At 62.6% G+C, this 19,065-nt stretch carries 14 protein-coding genes and 4 tRNA genes; all 18 read right to left on the bottom strand.

The window, feature by feature from the left end; translation table 11 throughout:
• Positions 1–48: 48 nt before the first annotated feature.
• The 18 genes from tuf to B8115_RS03915 all read right to left on the bottom strand — a co-directional run bounded on the left by tuf (position 49) and on the right by B8115_RS03915 (position 18,989).
• Positions 49–1,242, bottom strand: a complete 1,194-nt coding sequence (gene tuf / locus B8115_RS04000; protein ID WP_010626465.1) for an elongation factor Tu — start codon at positions 1,240–1,242, stop codon at positions 49–51.
• Between the two features lie 30 nt (positions 1,243–1,272).
• Positions 1,273–3,393, bottom strand: a complete 2,121-nt coding sequence (fusA, locus tag B8115_RS03995) for an elongation factor G (RefSeq protein WP_010626464.1) — start codon at positions 3,391–3,393, stop codon at positions 1,273–1,275.
• Between the two features lie 45 nt (positions 3,394–3,438).
• A complete protein-coding gene (gene rpsG / locus B8115_RS03990) occupies positions 3,439–3,909 on the bottom strand; it encodes a 30S ribosomal protein S7 (RefSeq protein ID WP_010626463.1) in 471 nt (156 codons plus the stop codon).
• Between the two features lie 125 nt (positions 3,910–4,034).
• Complete coding sequence (gene rpsL / locus B8115_RS03985; protein ID WP_010626462.1) at positions 4,035–4,409, bottom strand: 30S ribosomal protein S12; 375 nt, start codon at positions 4,407–4,409, stop codon at positions 4,035–4,037.
• 145 nt (positions 4,410–4,554) lie between these two features.
• Positions 4,555–8,775, bottom strand: coding sequence for a DNA-directed RNA polymerase subunit beta' (rpoC, locus tag B8115_RS03980; protein ID WP_010626461.1), 4,221 nt, complete (start codon positions 8,773–8,775; stop codon positions 4,555–4,557).
• 11 nt (positions 8,776–8,786) lie between these two features.
• On the bottom strand, positions 8,787–12,866 hold the full coding sequence (gene rpoB / locus B8115_RS03975) for a DNA-directed RNA polymerase subunit beta (protein WP_010626460.1): 4,080 nt from the start codon (positions 12,864–12,866) through the stop codon (positions 8,787–8,789).
• A 235-nt stretch (positions 12,867–13,101) separates the two neighbouring features.
• Positions 13,102–13,473 carry a 50S ribosomal protein L7/L12 gene (gene rplL, locus B8115_RS03970; protein WP_010626459.1) on the bottom strand — a complete coding sequence of 124 codons (372 nt, stop codon included), beginning with the start codon at positions 13,471–13,473 and terminating at the stop codon, positions 13,102–13,104.
• Positions 13,474–13,559: 86 nt separating this feature from the next.
• On the bottom strand, positions 13,560–14,063 hold the full coding sequence (gene rplJ, locus B8115_RS03965; RefSeq protein ID WP_010626458.1) for a 50S ribosomal protein L10: 504 nt from the start codon (positions 14,061–14,063) through the stop codon (positions 13,560–13,562).
• A gap of 265 nt (positions 14,064–14,328) precedes the next feature.
• On the bottom strand, positions 14,329–15,021 hold the full coding sequence (rplA, locus tag B8115_RS03960; RefSeq protein ID WP_010626457.1) for a 50S ribosomal protein L1: 693 nt from the start codon (positions 15,019–15,021) through the stop codon (positions 14,329–14,331).
• Positions 15,022–15,023: 2 nt separating this feature from the next.
• A complete protein-coding gene (gene rplK, locus B8115_RS03955; RefSeq protein WP_010626456.1) occupies positions 15,024–15,455 on the bottom strand; it encodes a 50S ribosomal protein L11 in 432 nt (143 codons plus the stop codon).
• Positions 15,456–15,543: 88 nt separating this feature from the next.
• Positions 15,544–16,077: a transcription termination/antitermination protein NusG gene (gene nusG / locus B8115_RS03950; protein ID WP_010626455.1), complete on the bottom strand. Its 534-nt coding sequence runs from the start codon at positions 16,075–16,077 to the stop codon at positions 15,544–15,546.
• Positions 16,078–16,085: 8 nt separating this feature from the next.
• Positions 16,086–16,454 (bottom strand): preprotein translocase subunit SecE, encoded by a 369-nt coding sequence (gene secE / locus B8115_RS03945; protein ID WP_010626454.1) that lies wholly within the window; start codon positions 16,452–16,454, stop codon positions 16,086–16,088.
• 67 nt (positions 16,455–16,521) lie between these two features.
• A tRNA-Trp gene (locus B8115_RS03940) sits at positions 16,522–16,597 on the bottom strand.
• A gap of 142 nt (positions 16,598–16,739) precedes the next feature.
• Positions 16,740–16,814, bottom strand: a tRNA-Thr gene (locus B8115_RS03935).
• 37 nt (positions 16,815–16,851) lie between these two features.
• Positions 16,852–16,925: transfer RNA gene (locus B8115_RS03930), tRNA-Gly, on the bottom strand.
• A gap of 44 nt (positions 16,926–16,969) precedes the next feature.
• A tRNA-Tyr gene (locus B8115_RS03925) sits at positions 16,970–17,053 on the bottom strand.
• Positions 17,054–17,169: 116 nt separating this feature from the next.
• On the bottom strand, positions 17,170–18,009 hold the full coding sequence (locus B8115_RS03920) for a type III pantothenate kinase (protein WP_010626453.1): 840 nt from the start codon (positions 18,007–18,009) through the stop codon (positions 17,170–17,172).
• The gene (locus tag B8115_RS03915; RefSeq protein WP_010626452.1) at positions 18,006–18,989 is read right to left on the bottom strand and encodes a biotin--[acetyl-CoA-carboxylase] ligase; all 984 of its coding nucleotides are present in this window, start codon (positions 18,987–18,989) and stop codon (positions 18,006–18,008) included. The genes B8115_RS03920 and B8115_RS03915 overlap by 4 nt, the downstream gene beginning before the upstream one ends.
• Positions 18,990–19,065 lie beyond the last annotated feature (76 nt).

The following is a 19,065-nucleotide window of genomic DNA, read 5'->3' as shown; positions in this document are numbered from 1 at the left end:
AAGGGGGCTCCTCACGGAGCCCCCTTCGATCAGTCAGCAGCCCAGGGCTTACTGAACGATCTTGGCCACGACGCCGGCGCCGACGGTACGACCGCCTTCACGGATGGCGAAACGCAGGCCTTCGTCCATGGCGATCGGAGCGATCAGGGTGATAACCATCTTAACGTTGTCGCCCGGCATGACCATCTCGACGCCTTCCGGCAGTTCACAGGTACCGGTCACGTCAGTGGTACGGAAGTAGAACTGCGGACGGTAGCCCTTGAAGAACGGGGTGTGACGACCGCCCTCTTCCTTGGACAGCACGTACACTTCGGCTTCGAAGACGGTGTGCGGGTTGATGGAACCCGGCTTGGCCAGCACCTGACCACGCTCGACTTCGTCACGCTTGGTGCCGCGCAGCAGGGCGCCGACGTTCTCACCGGCACGACCTTCGTCGAGCAGCTTGCGGAACATCTCGACACCGGTAACGGTAGTCTTGGTGGTGTCCTTGATACCGACGATCTCGACTTCTTCGCCAGCCTTGACGATACCGCGCTCGATACGACCGGTAACCACGGTGCCGCGACCGGAGATGGAGAACACGTCTTCGATCGGCATCAGGAACGGCTGATCGATGGCACGCTCCGGCTCCGGAATGTAGTCGTCCAGGGCCTTGATCAGGTTGGCAACGGCGGTGGTGCCCATGCCGTTCTCGTCCTCACCGTTCAGCGCCATCAGCGCGGAACCGGTGATGATCGGAGTGTCGTCGCCCGGGAAGTCGTACTCGTTCAGGAGCTCACGAACTTCCATCTCGACCAGCTCGAGCAGCTCTTCGTCGTCGACCATGTCGGCCTTGTTCAGGAACACGACGATGTACGGAACGCCAACCTGACGAGACAGCAGGATGTGCTCGCGAGTCTGCGGCATGGGGCCGTCGGCAGCGGAACAGACCAGGATAGCGCCGTCCATCTGAGCGGCACCGGTGATCATGTTCTTGACGTAGTCGGCGTGCCCCGGGCAGTCGACGTGAGCATAGTGACGCTGCTCGGACTGATACTCGACGTGAGAGGTGGCGATGGTGATACCACGCTCACGCTCTTCCGGAGCGTTGTCGATGGAGTCGAACTGACGCCATTCACCGCCGAAGACCTCAGCAGAAACGCGAGTCAGGGCCGCAGTCAGAGTGGTCTTGCCGTGGTCGACGTGACCGATGGTGCCGACGTTGACGTGCGGTTTGGAACGTTCGAATTTTTCCTTAGCCACTTCGATAACCTCTTTAACGTTTGCTAGCGGTTAGCCTTTCTGGTTGATGACGGCTTCAACGATGCTGGAGGGCGCCTCTTCGTACTTCGCGAACTCCATAACGTAGCTCGCACGACCCTGGGTCTGAGAACGCAGATCGGTTGCATAACCGAACATCTCGCCCAGAGGCACCATCGCGCGGATGATCTTGCCGGAGGAAGAGTCATCCATGCCTTGCACCAGACCGCGGCGACGGTTCAGGTCGCCCATGACGTCACCCATGAAATCCTCGGGGGTCACGACTTCGACCTTCATCACCGGTTCCAGCAGCACGGCCTTGGCCTTGCGGGCCCCTTCCTTGACAGCCATGGAAGAGGCGACCTTGAACGCGTTCTCGTTCGAGTCCACGTCATGGTAGGAGCCATCGTACAGCGTGACCTTGACGTCGATCATCGGGTAACCCGCGATGACACCGTTCTGCAGCTGCTCGTAGGCCCCTTTCTCGACGGCACCCACGTACTCCTTGGGTACCACACCGCCGACGATCTCGGAAGCGAACTTGAAGTGCATCTCTTCGTCTTCGCCCTTGTCCGCCTCGGTGAGCGGCTCGATGCGCAGCCAGACATGACCGTACTGGCCACGACCGCCGGACTGACGCACGAACTTGCCTTCCTGCTCGACCTTGCCGCGAATGGTTTCGCGGTAAGCCACCTGTGGCTTGCCGATGTTGGCCTCGACCTTGAACTCGCGACGCATGCGGTCGACGATGATGTCGAGGTGCAGCTCGCCCATGCCGGAGATGATGGTCTGACCGGTCTCTTCGTCGGTCTTGACGCGGAATGACGGATCTTCCTGGGCCAGCTTGCCCAGCGCCACGCCCATCTTCTCCTGGTCGGCCTTGGACTTCGGCTCCACGGCCACCGAGATGACCGGCTCCGGGAATTCCATGCGCTCGAGAATGATCTTGTTCTCCAGGTCGCACAGGGTGTCACCGGTGGTGACGTCCTTCAAGCCGATGCAGGCGGCGATGTCGCCGGCCAGAATTTCCTTGATCTCTTCGCGGGAGTTGGCATGCATCTGCACGATACGGCCAACGCGCTCCTTCTTCTGCTTGACCGAGTTATAGACGCTGTCGCCCGACTTCAGCACGCCCGAGTAGACGCGAATGAAGGTCAGGGTACCGACGAAGGGATCGGTGGCGATCTTGAATGCCAGGGCGGCAAAAGGAGCACTATCGTCCGCTTCACGCGTGGCGACGGTGCCGTCCTTGTCGTCCAGCTCACCTTCGATGGCCTTGACCTCGGCCGGAGACGGCATGTATTCGATCACGGCGTCGAGCACCGCCTGCACGCCCTTGTTCTTGAACGCAGAGCCGCAGGTGACCAGCACGATCTCGTTGTCCAGGGTACGACGACGCAGGCCGGCCTTGATCTCCTCGGTGGAGAGCTCGCCCTCTTCGAGGTACTTGTCCATCAGCTCTTCGGAGGCTTCGGCAGCGGCTTCGACCATCTGCTCGCGATACTCCTCGGCCGTCTCCTGGAGCTCGGCGGGAATGTCGACGAGCTCGTAGCTCATGCCCTGGTCGGCTTCGTTCCAGAGGATCGCCTTCATCTCGATCAGATCGATGACGCCCTTGAACTCGTCCTCGGTGCCCCAGTTGATCTGGATCGGCACGGCGTTGGCGTTCAGGCGCTCCTTGAGCTGCTTCACGACCATGAAGAAGTCGGCGCCGGTACGGTCCATCTTGTTGACGAACACCATGCGCGGCACTTCGTACTTGTTGGCCTGGCGCCAGACGGTCTCGGTCTGGGGCTGAACGCCGGAGCTGCCGCACAGCACTACGACGGCGCCATCGAGCACGCGCAGGGAGCGCTCGACTTCGATGGTGAAGTCGACGTGCCCAGGGGTGTCGATGATGTTGATGCGGTGCTCGTCGAACTGCTGGTTCATGCCCTTCCAGAAGGTCGTCACAGCAGCGGAGGTAATGGTGATACCGCGCTCCTGCTCCTGCTCCATCCAGTCGGTGGTCGCCGCACCATCGTGCACCTCACCGAGTTTGTGAGACAGACCGGTGTAGAAAAGCACACGCTCGGTAGTGGTGGTCTTGCCCGCGTCGACGTGGGCACAGATCCCGATATTGCGATAGCGGTTGAGAGGTGTCTTGCGTGCCACGGTGAAACTCCCCGTTGATTGGCGATGCGTTGAGAGGCGCTGCGCTTAGAAACGGTAGTGCGAGAACGCCTTGTTGGCCTCGGCCATGCGATGCACGTCTTCACGCTTCTTGACCGCGGAGCCCTTGCCTTCGGCGGCATCGAGCATTTCGCCGGCAAGGCGCTGCACCATGGTCTTTTCACCGCGCTTGCGCGCCGCATCCACCAACCAGCGCATGGCCAGCGCCTGGCGACGCGAGGGACGAACTTCCACGGGCACCTGATAGGTCGCACCGCCAACGCGGCGGGACTTGACCTCGACCATCGGCTGAATGGCTTCCAGCGCGCGATCGAAGATCTCCAGCGGCTCTTCCTTACTACGCTCGGCAACCGTGTCCAGCGCACCGTAGACGATACGCTCAGCTGTGGACTTCTTGCCGCTGACCATCAGGTGGTTCATGAACTTGGCCAGGCGCTCGCTTCCGAACTTGGGATCCGGCAGGATCTCGCGCTTGGCAACAACTCTTCTTCTAGGCATGACAAGCCCTCTATCGAAGGGTCTTTCAGGCAAACCCGGAACTCCCGCACGCTCATCTCGAACCCGCGACGCCCGACCTTACTCTTATCAGACCGAAATTGATTCTGGTAACGCCTCGAGGTCGATCAGGACTTCGGACGCTTGGTGCCGTACTTGGAACGGCCCTGCTTACGGTTCTGCACGCCGGAGGTGTCGAGGGCGCCGCGCACGGTGTGGTAACGCACACCCGGCAAGTCCTTGACACGGCCGCCGCGGATCAGCACGACAGAGTGTTCCTGAAGGTTGTGACCTTCACCGCCGATGTAGGACGAAACCTCGAACCCGTTGGTCAGGCGCACACGGCAGACCTTACGCAGGGCCGAGTTCGGCTTCTTCGGGGTAGTGGTATAGACGCGGGTGCAGACACCGCGCTTCTGCGGACAGGCCTGCAGCGCCGGCACGTCGCTCTTGGCGGCGGGGCGCTTGCGCGGCTTGCGCACGAGCTGGTTGATCGTTGCCATGTTGTGTAGCTGACTCCAATGGTTGCCTTGCCTTTCAGCGGACGCGGGCGCACCCACCCCACTGTTAAAGGCTGCGCATTCTAAGGTCTAACGGGGTCAGGCGTCAAGCGACGGGGAGCTTCCCGGCACCTGACGCCCACCTCGCTTACAGCTCGTCGTCGTCCGAGTCGAGAGCGGTGAGCTGGGCGCCCAGCTCCTGCTCGACGTCGAAAGCCGACGGGTGGAGCAGACGCTCGGTATCTTCCCGCTTGCGGCGACGCTCCTGATGGTGGGCCAGCCCCGTACCTGCCGGGATCAGACGACCGACCACCACGTTCTCCTTGAGGCCGCGCAGGTAGTCGCGCTTGCCGGTTACCGCCGCCTCGGTCAGCACCCGCGTGGTCTCCTGGAAGGAGGCCGCGGAGATGAACGATTCGGTGGCCAGGCTGGCCTTGGTGATACCCAGCAGCACACGCTGGTAGCGAGCCGGGAATTTCTCGGCATGTTCCAGCAGCGCATTCTGCTCGAGCACCTTGACCAGTTCGACCTGGTCGCCCGGGATGAAATCCGAGTCGCCCGAGTCGGTGATCTCAACCTTGCGCAGCATCTGACGCACGATCACTTCGATGTGCTTGTCGTTGATGCCCACGCCCTGGAGGCGATAGACCTCCTGGATCTCAGCGGTGATGTACTTGGCCAGCTCCGCCACACCTAGCAGGCGCAGGATGTCGTGGGGGTTGCTCGGGCCATCGGAGATCACCTCGCCCTTCTCCACGGTCTCGCCTTCGAAGACCGCGATCTGGCGCCATTTCGGGATCAGCATCTCGAACGGATCGCCACCGTCGTCCGGTGTGATGGTCAGACGACGCTTGCCCTTGGTCTCCTTGCCGAAGCTGATCGTACCGCTGACTTCGGCCAGGATGGCCGGCTCCTTCGGCTTGCGCGCTTCGAACAGGTCGGCCACGCGGGGCAGACCACCGGTGATGTCCTTGTTGCCGGACGCTTCCACCGGAATACGCGCAACGATTTCACCGATACCGATCTTGGCACCATGGTCGACCGAGACGATGGCCTTGCCGGGCAGCAAGTATTGCACCGGGGTGTTCGAGCCCGTCACGCTGATGGGCTCACCGCTCTCGTCGGTGAGCAGGATCATCGGGCGGCTGTCGCGACCGGCCTGCGGGCGCGCCGCCGACTCGATCACCTCGATGGACGACAGGCCGGTCATCTCGTCCACGCTGCGGTGGATGGTGACACCCTCGACCATGTCGACGTACTGCACTTTACCTTCGACTTCGGCAATGATCGGGTGGGTGTGCGGATCCCACTTGGCGACCATCTGGCCGGCATCCACCGCGTCGCCGTCCTTGATCGACAGCTCGGCGCCGTAAGGCAGCTTGTAGTACTCGCGCTCGCGGCCGTGCTCGTCGGCCACCGCCAGGGCGCTGGAGCGGGACACCACCACCAGCTTGCCGTCGGTGCGCTCGACGAACTTCATGTTGTGCAGACGGACCTTGCCGCCGTGCTTGACCTGAACGCTGTCCACCGCAGAGGCACGCGATGCCGCACCGCCGATGTGGAAGGTACGCATGGTCAGCTGGGTACCCGGCTCACCGATCGACTGGGCGGCGATGACGCCGACGGCCTCGCCGATGTTGACCTGATGCCCGCGGGCCAGATCGCGGCCGTAGCACGACGAGCAGACCCCGTGAGTCGATTCGCAGGTGATGGCGCTGCGCACCACGATCTCGTCGACGCCCATGGTGTCGAGACGCTCGCACCAGGCTTCGTCGAGCAGGGTGCCCTTCTCGATCAGCACTTCTTCGGTGCTGGGGTCGATGACGTCCTGGGCCACCACGCGACCCAGCACGCGCTGGGCCAGGGAGACGATGATGTCGCCGCCTTCGATGACCGGGTGCAGGGTCAGGCCCTGCTCGGTGCCGCAATCGGTCTCGGTGATCACCATGTCCTGCGCCACGTCGACCAGACGACGGGTCAGGTAACCGGAGTTGGCGGTCTTGAGGGCGGTATCCGCCAGACCCTTACGCGCGCCGTGGGTCGAGATGAAGTACTGCAGTACGTTCAGACCCTCGCGGAAGTTGGCCACGATGGGGGTCTCGATGATCGAGCCGTCCGGCTTCGCCATCAGGCCACGCATACCTGCCAGCTGACGGATCTGAGCCGCGCTACCCCGGGCACCGGAGTCGGCCATGATGAAGACGCTGTTGAACGAGTCCTGCTCCACCTCGTTGCCGTTGCGGTCGATCACGGTCTCCTTGGAGATACCCGCCATCATCGCCTTGGCCACCTTGTCGTTGGCCTTGGACCAGATATCGATGACCTTGTTGTACTTCTCGCCGGCGGTGACGAGACCGGAGGAGAACTGGTCCTCGATCTCCTTGACCTCGGCCTCGGCTGCTTCGACGATCTCGCTCTTCGCGTCGGGAATGACGAAGTCATTGACGCCGATGGAAGCGCCGGACCAAGTCGCCATACGGAAACCGGTGTACATCAACTGGTCGGCAAAGATCACCGTCGGCTTGAGGCCGGCACGACGATACACCTCGTTGAGCAGCTTGGAGATCGCCTTCTTCTTCATCGGCTGATCGACCAGCTCGAAGGGCACGCCGTCGGGCAGGATACGGAACAGCAGCGCACGACCCACCGTGGTGTCGTAGAGGGTGCGGGCGGTGCTGTGCTCGCCGCTCTCCTCGTCGATGATCACCTCGGTAAGACGCACCTTGACCCGGGCATGCAGCGACACGCTCTGGGTACCGAAGGCACGCTCCACCTCTTTGAGGTCGGAGAACACCATGCCCTCGCCCTTGGCGTTGATCTTCTCGCGGGTCATGTAGTACAGACCCAGCACCACGTCTTGAGACGGCACGATGATCGGGTCACCGTTGGCCGGCGACAACACGTTGTTGGTGGCCATCATCAGCGCCCGCGCCTCGAGCTGGGCTTCCAGCGTCAGCGGCACGTGTACCGCCATCTGGTCACCGTCGAAGTCGGCGTTGTAGGCGGCACATACCAGCGGGTGCAGCTGGATCGCCTTGCCCTCGATCAGCAGCGGCTCGAAGGCCTGGATGCCGAGACGGTGCAGGGTCGGCGCACGGTTGAGCAGCACCGGGTGTTCGCGGATGACGTCGGCGAGGATGTCCCACACCTCGGGCAGCTCGCGCTCGACCATCTTCTTGGCTGCCTTGATGGTGGAAGCATGACCCAAGGTCTGCAGCTTGGAATAGATGAACGGCTTGAACAGCTCGAGCGCCATCTTCTTCGGCAGACCGCACTGGTGCAGACGCAGGGTCGGGCCGACGGTGATCACCGAACGACCGGAGTAGTCGACGCGCTTGCCCAGCAGGTTCTGACGGAAACGCCCCTGCTTGCCCTTGATCATGTCGGCCAGCGACTTCAGCGGACGCTTGTTGGAGCCGGTGATGGCCCGACCGCGACGACCGTTGTCGAGCAGCGCATCGACCGCTTCCTGCAGCATGCGCTTCTCGTTGCGCACGATGATGTCCGGCGCGTTGAGGTCGAGCAGCCGCTTCAAGCGGTTGTTGCGGTTGATCACCCGACGATACAGGTCGTTGAGGTCGGAGGTGGCGAAGCGACCGCCGTCCAGCGGCACCAGCGGACGCAGGTCCGGCGGCAGCACCGGCAGCACTTCCATGACCATCCACGCCGGATCGTTGCCGGAGTTGAGGAAGGCCTCCAGCAGCTTGAGCCGCTTGGAGAGCTTCTTGATCTTGGTCTCGGAGTTGGTCTGCGGGATCTCCTCGCGCAGGCGGTCGACCTCCTCGGCAAGGTCGATGTCCTTGAGCAGCGCCTGGATGGCCTCGGCGCCCATGCGGGCGTCGAAGTCGTCACCGAACTCCTCGAGGGCCTCGAAGTACTGCTCGTCGTTGAGCAGCTGGCCGCGCTCCAGGGTGGTCATGCCCGGATCGATGACCACGAAGCTCTCGAAATAGAGCACCCGCTCGATATCGCGCAGGGTCATATCGAGGAACATGCCGATACGCGACGGCAGCGACTTGAGGAACCAGATGTGCGCCACCGGCGAGGCCAGCTCGATGTGGCCCATGCGCTCGCGACGCACGGCGGCCTTGGTCACCTCGACGCCGCACTTCTCGCAGATGATGCCGCGGTGCTTCATGCGCTTGTACTTGCCGCACAGGCACTCGTAGTCCTTCACCGGACCGAATATCTTGGCGCAGAACAGCCCGTCCCGCTCCGGCTTGAAGGTACGGTAGTTGATGGTCTCGGGCTTCTTGACCTCGCCATAGGACCAGGAGCGAATCATGTCCGGCGAGGCGAGCGAGATCTTGATCGCGTCGAACTCTTCGGACTGTGATTGCGATTTGAGGACTTTCACCAAATCTTTCATGGAGTCGGCTCCTAGCTCTCTAACTCGATATCGATGCCCAGCGAACGGATTTCCTTCACCAGTACGTTGAAGGATTCCGGCATGCCGGCATGCATGGTGTGGTCGCCGTCGACGATGCTCTTGTACATCTTGGTGCGACCTTCCACGTCGTCGGACTTCACCGTGAGCATCTCCTGGAGGGTATAGGCGGCGCCGTAGGCTTCCAGCGCCCACACCTCCATCTCACCGAAACGCTGACCGCCGAACTGCGCCTTACCGCCCAGCGGCTGCTGGGTGACGAGCGAGTAGGAGCCAGTGGAACGGGCGTGCATCTTGTCGTCCACCAGGTGGTTGAGCTTGAGCATGTACATATAGCCCACCGTCACCGGGCGGTCGAAGGCGTCACCGGTACGCCCGTCGTACAGCGCCATCTGGCCGGAATCCGGCAGATCCGCCAGGCGCAGCAGGTGCTTGATCTCGCCTTCTGCCGCGCCGTCGAACACCGGCGAAGCCATCGGCACGCCGCCGCGCAGGTTCTTGGCCAGGGCGATCACCTCGTCGTCGGAGAGCGAGTCGATGTCCTCGATCCGGGTACCTTCGGTGGAGTTGTACACCTTGCCCAGGAACTCACGAATCTCGCTCACCTGCTGGGTGCGTGCATCGCGCAGCAGAGCGTCGATCTTGACGCCGAGGCCCTGGGCCGCCAGGCCCAGGTGGGTCTCGAGGATCTGACCGACGTTCATCCGCGACGGTACGCCCAGCGGGTTGAGGACGATGTCCACCGGCACGCCGTTGTCGTCGAAGGGCATGTCTTCTACCGGCATGATTGCCGAGATGACACCCTTGTTACCGTGACGGCCGGCCATCTTGTCACCCGGCTGGATGCGACGCTTGACCGCCATGTAGACCTTGACGATCTTGAGTACGCCCGGCGCCAGGTCGTCGCCCTGGGTCAGCTTGCGCTTCTTGTCCTCGAAGCGCTCCTCCATCTCCTTGCGACGGTTCTCCAACTGCTCGTCGGCCTGGGCCAGCAGCTCGTTGAGCGACTCGTCCTGCAGGCGCAGCTTGAACCACTGCTGACGCGGCAGTTCGTCGAGGTAGCTGTCGGAGAGCACGTCGCCTTTCTTCAGCTTGGGTCCGCCGTTGACCGGCTGGCCGGAGAGCGTGCGCTTGAGACGCTCGAAGGTGGCGTCCTCGGCGATGCGGTAGGTCTCCTGCAGGTCCTTGCGCACCTCATCGAGCTGCATCTGCTCGATGGCCAGCGCCCGGGAGTCCTTCTCCACGCCGTCGCGGGTGAACACCTGCACGTCGATCACGGTACCGCGCATGCCGGTGGGGGCGCGCAGCGAGGTATCCTTCACGTCGGAGGCCTTCTCACCGAAAATCGCCCGCAGCAGCTTCTCTTCCGGGGTCAGCTGGGTCTCGCCCTTGGGCGTGACCTTGCCCACCAGGATGTCGCCCGGGCCGACTTCGGCGCCGATGTAGACCACGCCGGCCTCGTCCAGCTTGGAGAGTGCCGACTCACCCACGTTGGGGATATCCGAGGTGATCTCCTCCGGCCCCAGCTTGGTGTCGCGGGAAACGCAGGTCAGCTCCTGGATGTGGATGGTGGTGAAGCGATCCTCCTGCACCACGCGCTCCGAGAGCAGAATCGAGTCCTCGAAGTTGTAGCCGTTCCAAGGCATGAAGGCGATGCGCATGTTCTGACCCAGGGCCAGGTCACCCATGTCGACGGAGGGACCGTCGGCCAGGATGTCGCCGCGCTCGACCACGTCGCCGGGACGCACGATGGGGCGCTGGTTCATGCAGGTGTTCTGGTTGGAACGCACGTACTTGGTGAGGTTGTAGATGTCGACGCCGGCTTCGCCGCCGATGATCTCGTCCTCGTTGATACGTACCACGATGCGCTTGGCGTCGACCGAGTCGATGACCCCGCCGCGACGCGCCACGGCACATACGCCGGAGTCGCGGGCGACGAAACGCTCCATGCCGGTACCCACCAGCGGCTTCTCGGCGCGCAGGGTCGGTACCGCCTGACGCTGCATGTTCGAGCCCATCAGAGCGCGGTTGGCATCGTCGTGCTCGAGGAACGGGATCAGCGCCGCTGCCACCGAGACCACCTGACGCGGAGACACGTCCATCAGGGTGACCTGCTCGGGGCGCATGAAGGTAGTCTCGCCCTTGTGGCGCACCTGTACCAGGTCGTCGACCAGCTTGCCGCTCTCATCGACGGTGGCCGAAGCCTGGGCGATGATGAAGTCGCCCTCCTCGATGGCCGAGAGGTGCACCACCTCGTCGGTCACCTGGCGGTCCACTACCTTGCGGTACGGCGTCTCGAGGAAGCCGTAGCTGTTGGTGTGGCTGTAGGTGGCCAGCGAGTTGATCAGACCGATGTTCGGACCTTCCGGGGTCTCGATCGGACACAGACGGCCATAGTGAGTGGCGTGAACGTCGCGCACCTCGAAGCCGGCCCGCTCGCGGGTCAGACCGCCCGGACCAAGCGCGGAGACGCGGCGCTTGTGGGTGACCTCGGAGAGCGGGTTGTTCTGGTCCATGAACTGCGAGAGCTGGCTGGAACCGAAGAACTCCTTGACCGCCGCCGCCACCGGCTTGGCGTTGATCAGGTCCTGCGGCATCAGGCCTTCGCTCTCGGCCATGGAGAGACGTTCCTTGACCGCACGCTCGACGCGCACCAGGCCCACGCGGAACTGATTCTCGGCCATCTCGCCGACACAGCGGATACGACGGTTGCCCAGGTGATCGATATCGTCGACTTCGCCGAAGCCGTTACGGATGTAGATCAGCTCCTTGAGCACGTCGAGGATGTCGCGATTGTCGAGCACGCCGGAGCCGACGTCGGAATCACGACGCAGGCGACGATTGAACTTCATGCGACCGACACCGGAAAGGTCGTAGCGGTCTTCGGTGAAGAACAGGTTGTGGAACAGCGTCTCGGCGGCTTCCTTGGTGGGCGGCTCGCCGGGGCGCATCATGCGGTAGATCTCGACCAGCGCCTCGAGCTGCGAGCTGGTGGTATCCAGACGCAGGGTCTCGGAGACGAACGGGCCGCAGTCGAGATCGTTGGTGTACAGCGTCTCGAGCTTGGTGATGCCGGCCTGGCCCAGCTTCTCGAGCAGTTCCGGGGTGATCACGCTGTTGCAGGGGCAGATCAGCTCGCCGGTATTGGCATCGACCTGATCCTTGGCCAGGGTCTTGCCGAACAGGTAATCCATCGGCACTTCGAGGCGCTCGAGGCCGGCCTTCTCCAGCTGACGGATATGCTTCTGGGTGATACGGCGACCTTCCTCGACGATCAGGTTGCCATCGGCATCCTTGATGTCGAAGGTGGCGGTTTCGCCACGCAGGCGCGACGGCACCAGCTCCACCGAGAAACCGCTCTTCTCGATGTGGAAGACGCTGGTGTCGAAGAACTCGTCGAGGATCTCCTCGGCACTCATGCCCAGCGCGCGCAGCAGCACCGTGGCCGGCAGCTTGCGGCGACGGTCGATACGCACGAAGACGTTGTCCTTGGGATCGAACTCGAAGTCGAGCCAGGAGCCGCGATAAGGAATCACGCGAGCGGAATAGAGCAGCTTGCCCGAGGAGTGGCTCTTGCCCTTGTCATGATCGAAGAACACGCCCGGCGAGCGATGCAGCTGGGAAACGATGACCCGCTCGGTGCCGTTGACCACGAAGGTGCCGTTCTCGGTCATCAGGGGGATCTCCCCCATGTAGACTTCCTGCTCCTTGATGTCCTTGATGGCCTTGTTGGAAGAGTCGCGATCGTAGATGATCAAGCGAACCTTGACCCGCAAGGGAGCGGAGTAGGTGACGCCACGCAGCTGGCACTCCTTGACGTCGAAGGCCGGGGTACCGAAGCGATAGCTGACGTACTCGAGCGCCGCGTTGCCGGAGAAGCTCTCGATCGGGAACACGGACTTGAACGCCGCATGCAGTCCGGTCTCGAGGCGCTCATCGGGGGCGCGGTCCTGCTGGAGGAAGTCGTAGTAGGAATCAAGCTGGATCGCCAGCAGGTAGGGCACATCCATCACTTGGGGCAGTTTGCCGAAATCCTTGCGGATGCGTTTTTTCTCAGTGTATGAGTAAGCCATCTGTATTCCCCAGCTTGTTCACCATGGGTGACCGATGCGTGGTCGGCGCCGCCCGACGAGACCGCCCCCGTCAGGCGCTGACGGCAAGCTCCACAGGGGGTAGCTCGCCGTCGGGATTCTGCTAGCGACGCTGCGTCAGCAAGGCGCTAGTGCAACAGAAAAAGGCCGGCAGCGGGAGGGCCCGCCACCAGCCGTGGAAGCTTACGCAGCGCGTGAAGCCATGGAAACCAAGGGGTTACTTGAGTTCCACGGTGGCGCCGGCTTCTTCCAGCTTCTTCTTGGCCTCATCGGCCTCTGCCTTGGGCATGGCTTCCTTGATGGTAGCCGGGGCGCCGTCGACGGCAGCCTTGGCTTCCTTCAGGCCCAGACCGGTGATCTCGCGCACAGCCTTGATCACGTTGACCTTCTTGTCGCCGGCGCTGGCCAGCACCAGGTCGAACTCGGTCTGCTCTTCGGCAGCGGCTTCACCACCAGCAGCCGGACCGGCCACGACGGCGGCAGCGGCAGAGACGCCGAACTTCTCTTCCATCGCTTCGATCAGCTCGACGACTTCCATCACGGACATGTCGGCGACGGCGTTGATGATGTCTTCTTTGGTAAGTGCCATTTCGGTATTCCTAACTTTGCGGGAGCCTCGGCGCACCGAGCGCTCTATTCAGTGTTCGATTCAGGCTACAGCAACGAGTTCGCCGATCAGGCGGCCTGTTCCTGCTTCTGGTCGCGCAGGGCGGCCAGAGTACGAACCAGCTTGCCGGCAGATGCTTCCTTCATGACGGACATCAGCTTGGCGATGGCCTCGTCATAAGTCGGCAGGGTTGCCAGACGGTCAATGTCGCTTGCCGCAATCAGCTCGCCTTCGTAGGCCAGCGCCTTGACTTCGAAGTTCTTCTCATCCTTGGCGAAATCCTTGAACAGACGGGCGGCAGCGCCCGGATGCTCGGTGGAAAACGCCAGCAGAGTCGGACCGACGAAGCTCTCGTTCAGACACTCCCACTGAGTGCCGGAAAGGGCGCGGCGTGCCAGGGTGTTGCGAACAACACGCAGCTGGACGCCATTCTCGCGTGCCTGCTTGCGCAGACCGGTCATCTTCTCGACCGTGACGCCACGAGAATCGGCAACTACGACGGAGAGTGCGCTCTTGGCAGCTTCACTAACCTCGGCAACGATCGCCTTCTTGCCTTCGAGTGCTAGTGGCACAGTGATCACTCCTTCGTGCCGGAACCGCATAAGCGGACTCCGGTGGTTACCATCTCTCCCCTCAACGCAAGCGCCGATGGGAGTCCTGGGTGATGGTGCTCACCAGCGTTCTGGCGGCCACACCATCTGCGCAGGCACCCCTAGGGGAGATTAAGCCGCCCACTCGAAAGAGGGCGGCACCTGCGGTCTTTGACGGCGCCCCTCGCCCCTGCCAGGCAGGACCTCGGGGACCGCAAAGTTCTTGCAACTATTCTCTACCGCGTCCTTAGACGAGGGCAGAGTGATCGAGGGTCAGACCCGGGCCCATGGTAGTGGACAGGGTGACCTTCTTGAAATAGATACCCTTGGACGTGCTCGGCTTGAGACGCTTGAGGTCCGCGACCAGCGCTTCCAGGTTGCCCCGGATGGCGTCGGCATCGAAGTCGACCTTGCCCAGAGTGGTGTGAATGATGCCGTTCTTGTCGGTACGGAAACGTACCTGACCAGCCTTGGCATTCTTCACCGCAGTGGCCACGTCGGGCGTCACGGTGCCGACCTTGGGGTTCGGCATCAGACCGCGCGGACCGAGGATCTGGCCCAGTTGGCCGACCACGCGCATGGCGTCCGGCGAGGCGATGACCACGTCGAAATCGAGCTGACCCTTCTTGACCTGCTCGGCCAAGTCGTCCATGCCGACGATATCGGCACCGGCTTCCTTGGCGGCATCGGCATTGGCGCCCTGAGTGAACACGGCGACGCGCACGTCCTTGCCGGTTCCGTTGGGCATGACGGTAGCGCCACGCACCACCTGGTCGGATTTACGCGGATCGACACCCAGATTGATGGCGACGTCCAGCGACTCCTTGAACTTAACGGTAGAGAGTTCGGCGAGCAGTGCCACGGCCTCTTCCAGGCTGTAAGCCTTGGAAGCGTCGACCTTCTCGCGAATCATCTGAGCGCGCTTGGAAAGCTTGGCCATGATCAGAGACCCTCCACGTTGAGGCCCATGCTGCGGGCACTGCCGGCAATGGTACGCACCGCGGCATCGAGATCGGCAGCCGTCAGATCGGGCTCCTTGGTCTTGGCGATCTCTTCGAGCTGTGCACGGGTCACGGTACCGACCTTCTTCTTGTTCGGCTCACCGGAGCCGGACTTGATGCCAGCCGCCTTCTTCAGCAGGACGGCCGCCGGCGGCGTCTTGGTGATGAAGGTGAAGCTGCGGTCGGAATAGACGGTGATCACCACGGGAGTCGGCAGACCCGGCTCGATGTCCTGGGTCGCGGCATTGAATGCCTTACAGAACTCCATGATGTTGACACCGTGCTGACCCAGCGCGGGGCCCACGGGGGGACTCGGGTTGGCCTTACCAGCTGCCACCTGCAGCTTGATGTAAGCCTGTACTTTCTTGGCCATGATGGACTCCAGTTGGGTAGTAGCGCCTTGCGGCTCCCCGGGTTAAGCGGCCAGCGCGGCGGCCGCACAGCAAATCAGAGGTCGAGAGTCATTCCTTCTCGACCTGCGAGAACTCGAGCTCGACAGGCGTCGCCCGACCGAAGATCAGCACGCTGACCTGCAGGCGGCTCTTGTCGTAGTTGACCTCTTCGACCACGCCGTTGAAGTCGGCAAAGGGTCCGTCGATGACGCGCACGGACTGACCCGGCTCGAACATGGTCTTGGGCCGCGGCTTGTCGCTGCCGTCTTTCACGCGGCGCAGAATGGCGTCGGCTTCTTTCTGGGTGATCGGCGCCGGCTTCTCCTTGGTACCACCGATGAACCCCATCACACGAGGGGTTTCGTTGACCAGGTGCCAGGTGCCGTCGTCCATTTCCATCTCGACCAGCACGTAGCCGGGATAGAACTTGCGCTCGCTCTTGCGACGCTTGCCGTCACGCACCTCGACGACCTCTTCGGTCGGCACCAGGATCTCGCCGAAGCGATCCTCCATGCCATACATCTTCACGCGCTCCTTGAGGGAGCGCATGACATGCTTCTCGAAGCCGGAGTAGGCGTGCACGACGTACCAACGCTTGGACATGAAGACTCCTAACCGATGACGCCGGACATCGCCCAGCTTAGAAGGGTGTCGATCAGCCACAGCATCAGCCCGACGATCAGCACGGCGACCAGCACGATGGCAGTCGTCTGCACCGTCTCGGGACGGGTCGGCCACACCACACGCTGGATCTCTTTCTTGGCGTTCTTGGCCAACTCGGCGAGATCGCGCCCCCTGGCGGTCGTCAGGGCAATGCCTGCAGCACCCAGACAAAGCACGACGACACCAAGCACACGATAGAGAAGCGCCTGATCGGCGTAGTAGGTATTGCCCACTACAGCCAACGTCACCAGCGTGACGACAACCGCCCACTTGAGCCCGTCGTGGCGCGACTCCTGCACCTCGGCGTTGTGTTTCATGAAAACGAGACTCCTCAGGGTGCGGCAATCGAGCATGTTCGTATGAAGAAGCCAACCTGGGGAAGGTTGGCAGGCCAGGAGGGAATCGAACCCCCAACCTGCGGTTTTGGAGACCGCTGCTCTGCCAATTGAGCTACTGGCCTGTACCTGACACGCAGCACCTCTTGCAGACGCATACGTAACAGCGGGCGCCATGATAGCGGATGCTCCGCCGACTGGCAACCCTTCCCGGCGAACTGACGCCGCGAAGAAAAGAAAGGCGAGCCCAGGCTCGCCTTTCTGCAATGGAGCTCATGGACGGATTTGAACCGTCGACCTCACCCTTACCAAGGGTGTGCTCTACCCCTGAGCTACATGAGCAAAACCTTTCACACCCAACCTACCACAGCCGAATGCCTGGAGCGGGCAGCGGGAATCGAACCCGCATCATCAGCTTGGAAGGCTGAGGTTCTACCATTGAACTATGCCCGCCTACCCACTCTTCCCATCCAGACACAAACCTCGATGGGACAATCTGGTGGAGGGGGAAGGATTCGAACCTTCGAAGCTTTCGCGGCAGATTTACAGTCTGCTCCCTTTGGCCACTCGGGAACCCCTCCAGATGGCGGCTCATTCTACCGCCTACCGAAGCCATGTCAAGCGCTTATTTATCAGCCACTTGCCGAAAAGCTCGTCAGTGCGACGACCCCTTGGCCTCGGAACGCGCTGCATTGTGTCAAAGCAGCATGGAGAATGCAAGGCCCGCCCTGATTTTTTCGAGTCCTGCAGGCTCAGGCACACGGGGCGCCCCCGACATACGCCCGGCTCGCTCGGCAGCGGTCAGCGGGAAACACGCTTCGAGCCCGCCATAGACCATGTCAGGCCATATCGCATGGGGAGAGTGCACTCCTCGCGCCACCACGCGCGCATCGCCGCCCGTCAGCAACAGCGGCAAGGCAATCCCTTCACGATCACAGACCTCGGCATAGATTCGATTCACGGCACTGACAGCGGCCAGATAGATGCCATGGTTCACGGCTTCGACGGTTCGCCGCCCCGGCAGCAGTAGCTCCTCTGCCTCGCTGTCGGGATCGATGGCCACATTGCGCGTGCCGAGCTGCAGGCTCTCTTTCATCAGACGCAGCCCCGGCAGGATATACCCCCCCAGGTGACGCCCGCCCGGCAGCACGAAATCGATGGTGATGGCACTGCCGCAATCCACGGCGCAGCAGCCCCCAGCCAGCTGGTAGCCGGCCAGCACGCCCATCCAGCGGTCGACACCCAGGCGATGCGGCTCCTCGTAGCCGTTCATCACGCCCAAGGCTTCGGGTACCGAGCGCGCCACATGCACGCTACGCACTCGGCTCTGCAGCAGCGTTACCGTCTGTTCCAGCACCGCCTGGCGCGCAACGCTCGAGATTCGCACCGCCTCCACCACGTCGAGATCGGGAATATCGGAGCCAGGCTTCCACTCCTCACGGGTCCAGACGGCCCCCCGTGAGCGAATCTCGCTGCTGTCGGCATCCTTCAGCCGCCACTTGGAAAGTGTGTTGCCGATGTCCAGGTCAAGGATCATGTACGCCCACGCACGCTGATCTCACCACCCCCCAGGCGCTCACGCCCCCGCTCATGGCAAACCCAGAGATTGCCAGAGGCATCGACGGTCTCGGCCGTTGCCGTGAACCGCTGCTGCCCTCTCTGCACTTCGACCTGGCAGCCCTGGAAGGCATGCCGTGCATTCCACTCGCCTTGCCAGGCGACAAAGCCGGATGTCTCATACTCGGCCAGCAGCGGCATGAGCTCATCCAGCAGCTCAGCGGCCAGCCGATTGCGTGAGAGCGACGAGGCCTGATCATGCACGGCCGCCACCTTCTGCTCGATTCTCTCTCGAAAGCTCGTTGGCAGATCAAAATTGATACCCATGCCCACCACGACCTCACAGGGACCCGCTGCGTCCCCGCTGATCTCTACCAAGATGCCTGCCAGCTTGCCCAGGTTCCCCTCCCCATCCTCGAGCAGCACGTCATTCGGCCACTTGAGCCTGGAAGAGACACCGTGACGCTCCAGCACGCGAGACAGCGCGACCCCTACCGCGAGGCTCAGCCCCTCCAGCGCCACCACGCCGGTCTCGAAGCGCCACCCGACCGACAGCATGAGCGCACGCCCCCAGGGGGTCGTCCAGACTCGGCCACGACGCCCGCGCCCCGCACTCTGCTGCTCGACCAGGCACACCTCACCATGGCCGGCACCTTGAGCGAAGCGCTGGCGAATGAACTCGTTGCTTGAGGGCAGCGTCTCCTCGACGAAGAGCCTGGCCAGATGCTGCCGCCCCTTGCGCGACAGCTCGGCCACGATTCGCGAACCATCCAGCAGCTCCAGCGGCGCGGAGAGGCGGTACCCCTGCCCCTTGACCGCCTCGAGCGGGATATCCATTGCCTCGAGCTTCTTGAGCTGCTTCCACACCGCGGTGCGCGATACACCCAGCCGCTCCCCCAACTGCTCGCCGGAATGGAACTCTCCGTCGCTCAGCAGCCGAATGAGATCACCGATGGTCATGCTCTGTTGCCCTGGTCGGGAAAAAAGTCATTCTAGCGAACTGCCGCCTCCGCGGAAACGCATTGACCGGATAAAG

This window comes from Halomonas sp. KM-1 (assembly GCF_000246875.1).
Lineage (GTDB): Bacteria > Pseudomonadota > Gammaproteobacteria > Pseudomonadales > Halomonadaceae > Halomonas > Halomonas aerodenitrificans.
Note: the sequence above shows the minus strand (reverse complement) of the source record. Positions and strands in the feature narration are given on the sequence as shown.

Bases quoted from the DNA above. Each gene is read 5' to 3' on its own strand.
- B8115_RS03920 (WP_010626453.1), bottom strand. From the start codon at position 18,009: ATGATCCTTGACCTGGACATCGGCAACACACTTTCCAAGTGGCGGCTG.
- secE (WP_010626454.1), bottom strand. From the start codon at position 16,454: ATGAAACACAACGCCGAGGTGCAGGAGTCGCGCCACGACGGGCTCAAG.
- rpoB (WP_010626460.1), bottom strand. From the start codon at position 12,866: ATGGCTTACTCATACACTGAGAAAAAACGCATCCGCAAGGATTTCGGC.
- rpsG (WP_010626463.1), bottom strand. From the start codon at position 3,909: ATGCCTAGAAGAAGAGTTGTTGCCAAGCGCGAGATCCTGCCGGATCCC.
- B8115_RS03915 (WP_010626452.1), bottom strand. From the start codon at position 18,989: ATGACCATCGGTGATCTCATTCGGCTGCTGAGCGACGGAGAGTTCCAT.
- rplA (WP_010626457.1), bottom strand. From the start codon at position 15,021: ATGGCCAAGCTTTCCAAGCGCGCTCAGATGATTCGCGAGAAGGTCGAC.
- rpoC (WP_010626461.1), bottom strand. From the start codon at position 8,775: ATGAAAGATTTGGTGAAAGTCCTCAAATCGCAATCACAGTCCGAAGAG.
- rplK (WP_010626456.1), bottom strand. From the start codon at position 15,455: ATGGCCAAGAAAGTACAGGCTTACATCAAGCTGCAGGTGGCAGCTGGT.
- nusG (WP_010626455.1), bottom strand. From the start codon at position 16,077: ATGTCCAAGCGTTGGTACGTCGTGCACGCCTACTCCGGCTTCGAGAAG.
- rplL (WP_010626459.1), bottom strand. From the start codon at position 13,473: ATGGCACTTACCAAAGAAGACATCATCAACGCCGTCGCCGACATGTCC.
- rpsL (WP_010626462.1), bottom strand. From the start codon at position 4,409: ATGGCAACGATCAACCAGCTCGTGCGCAAGCCGCGCAAGCGCCCCGCC.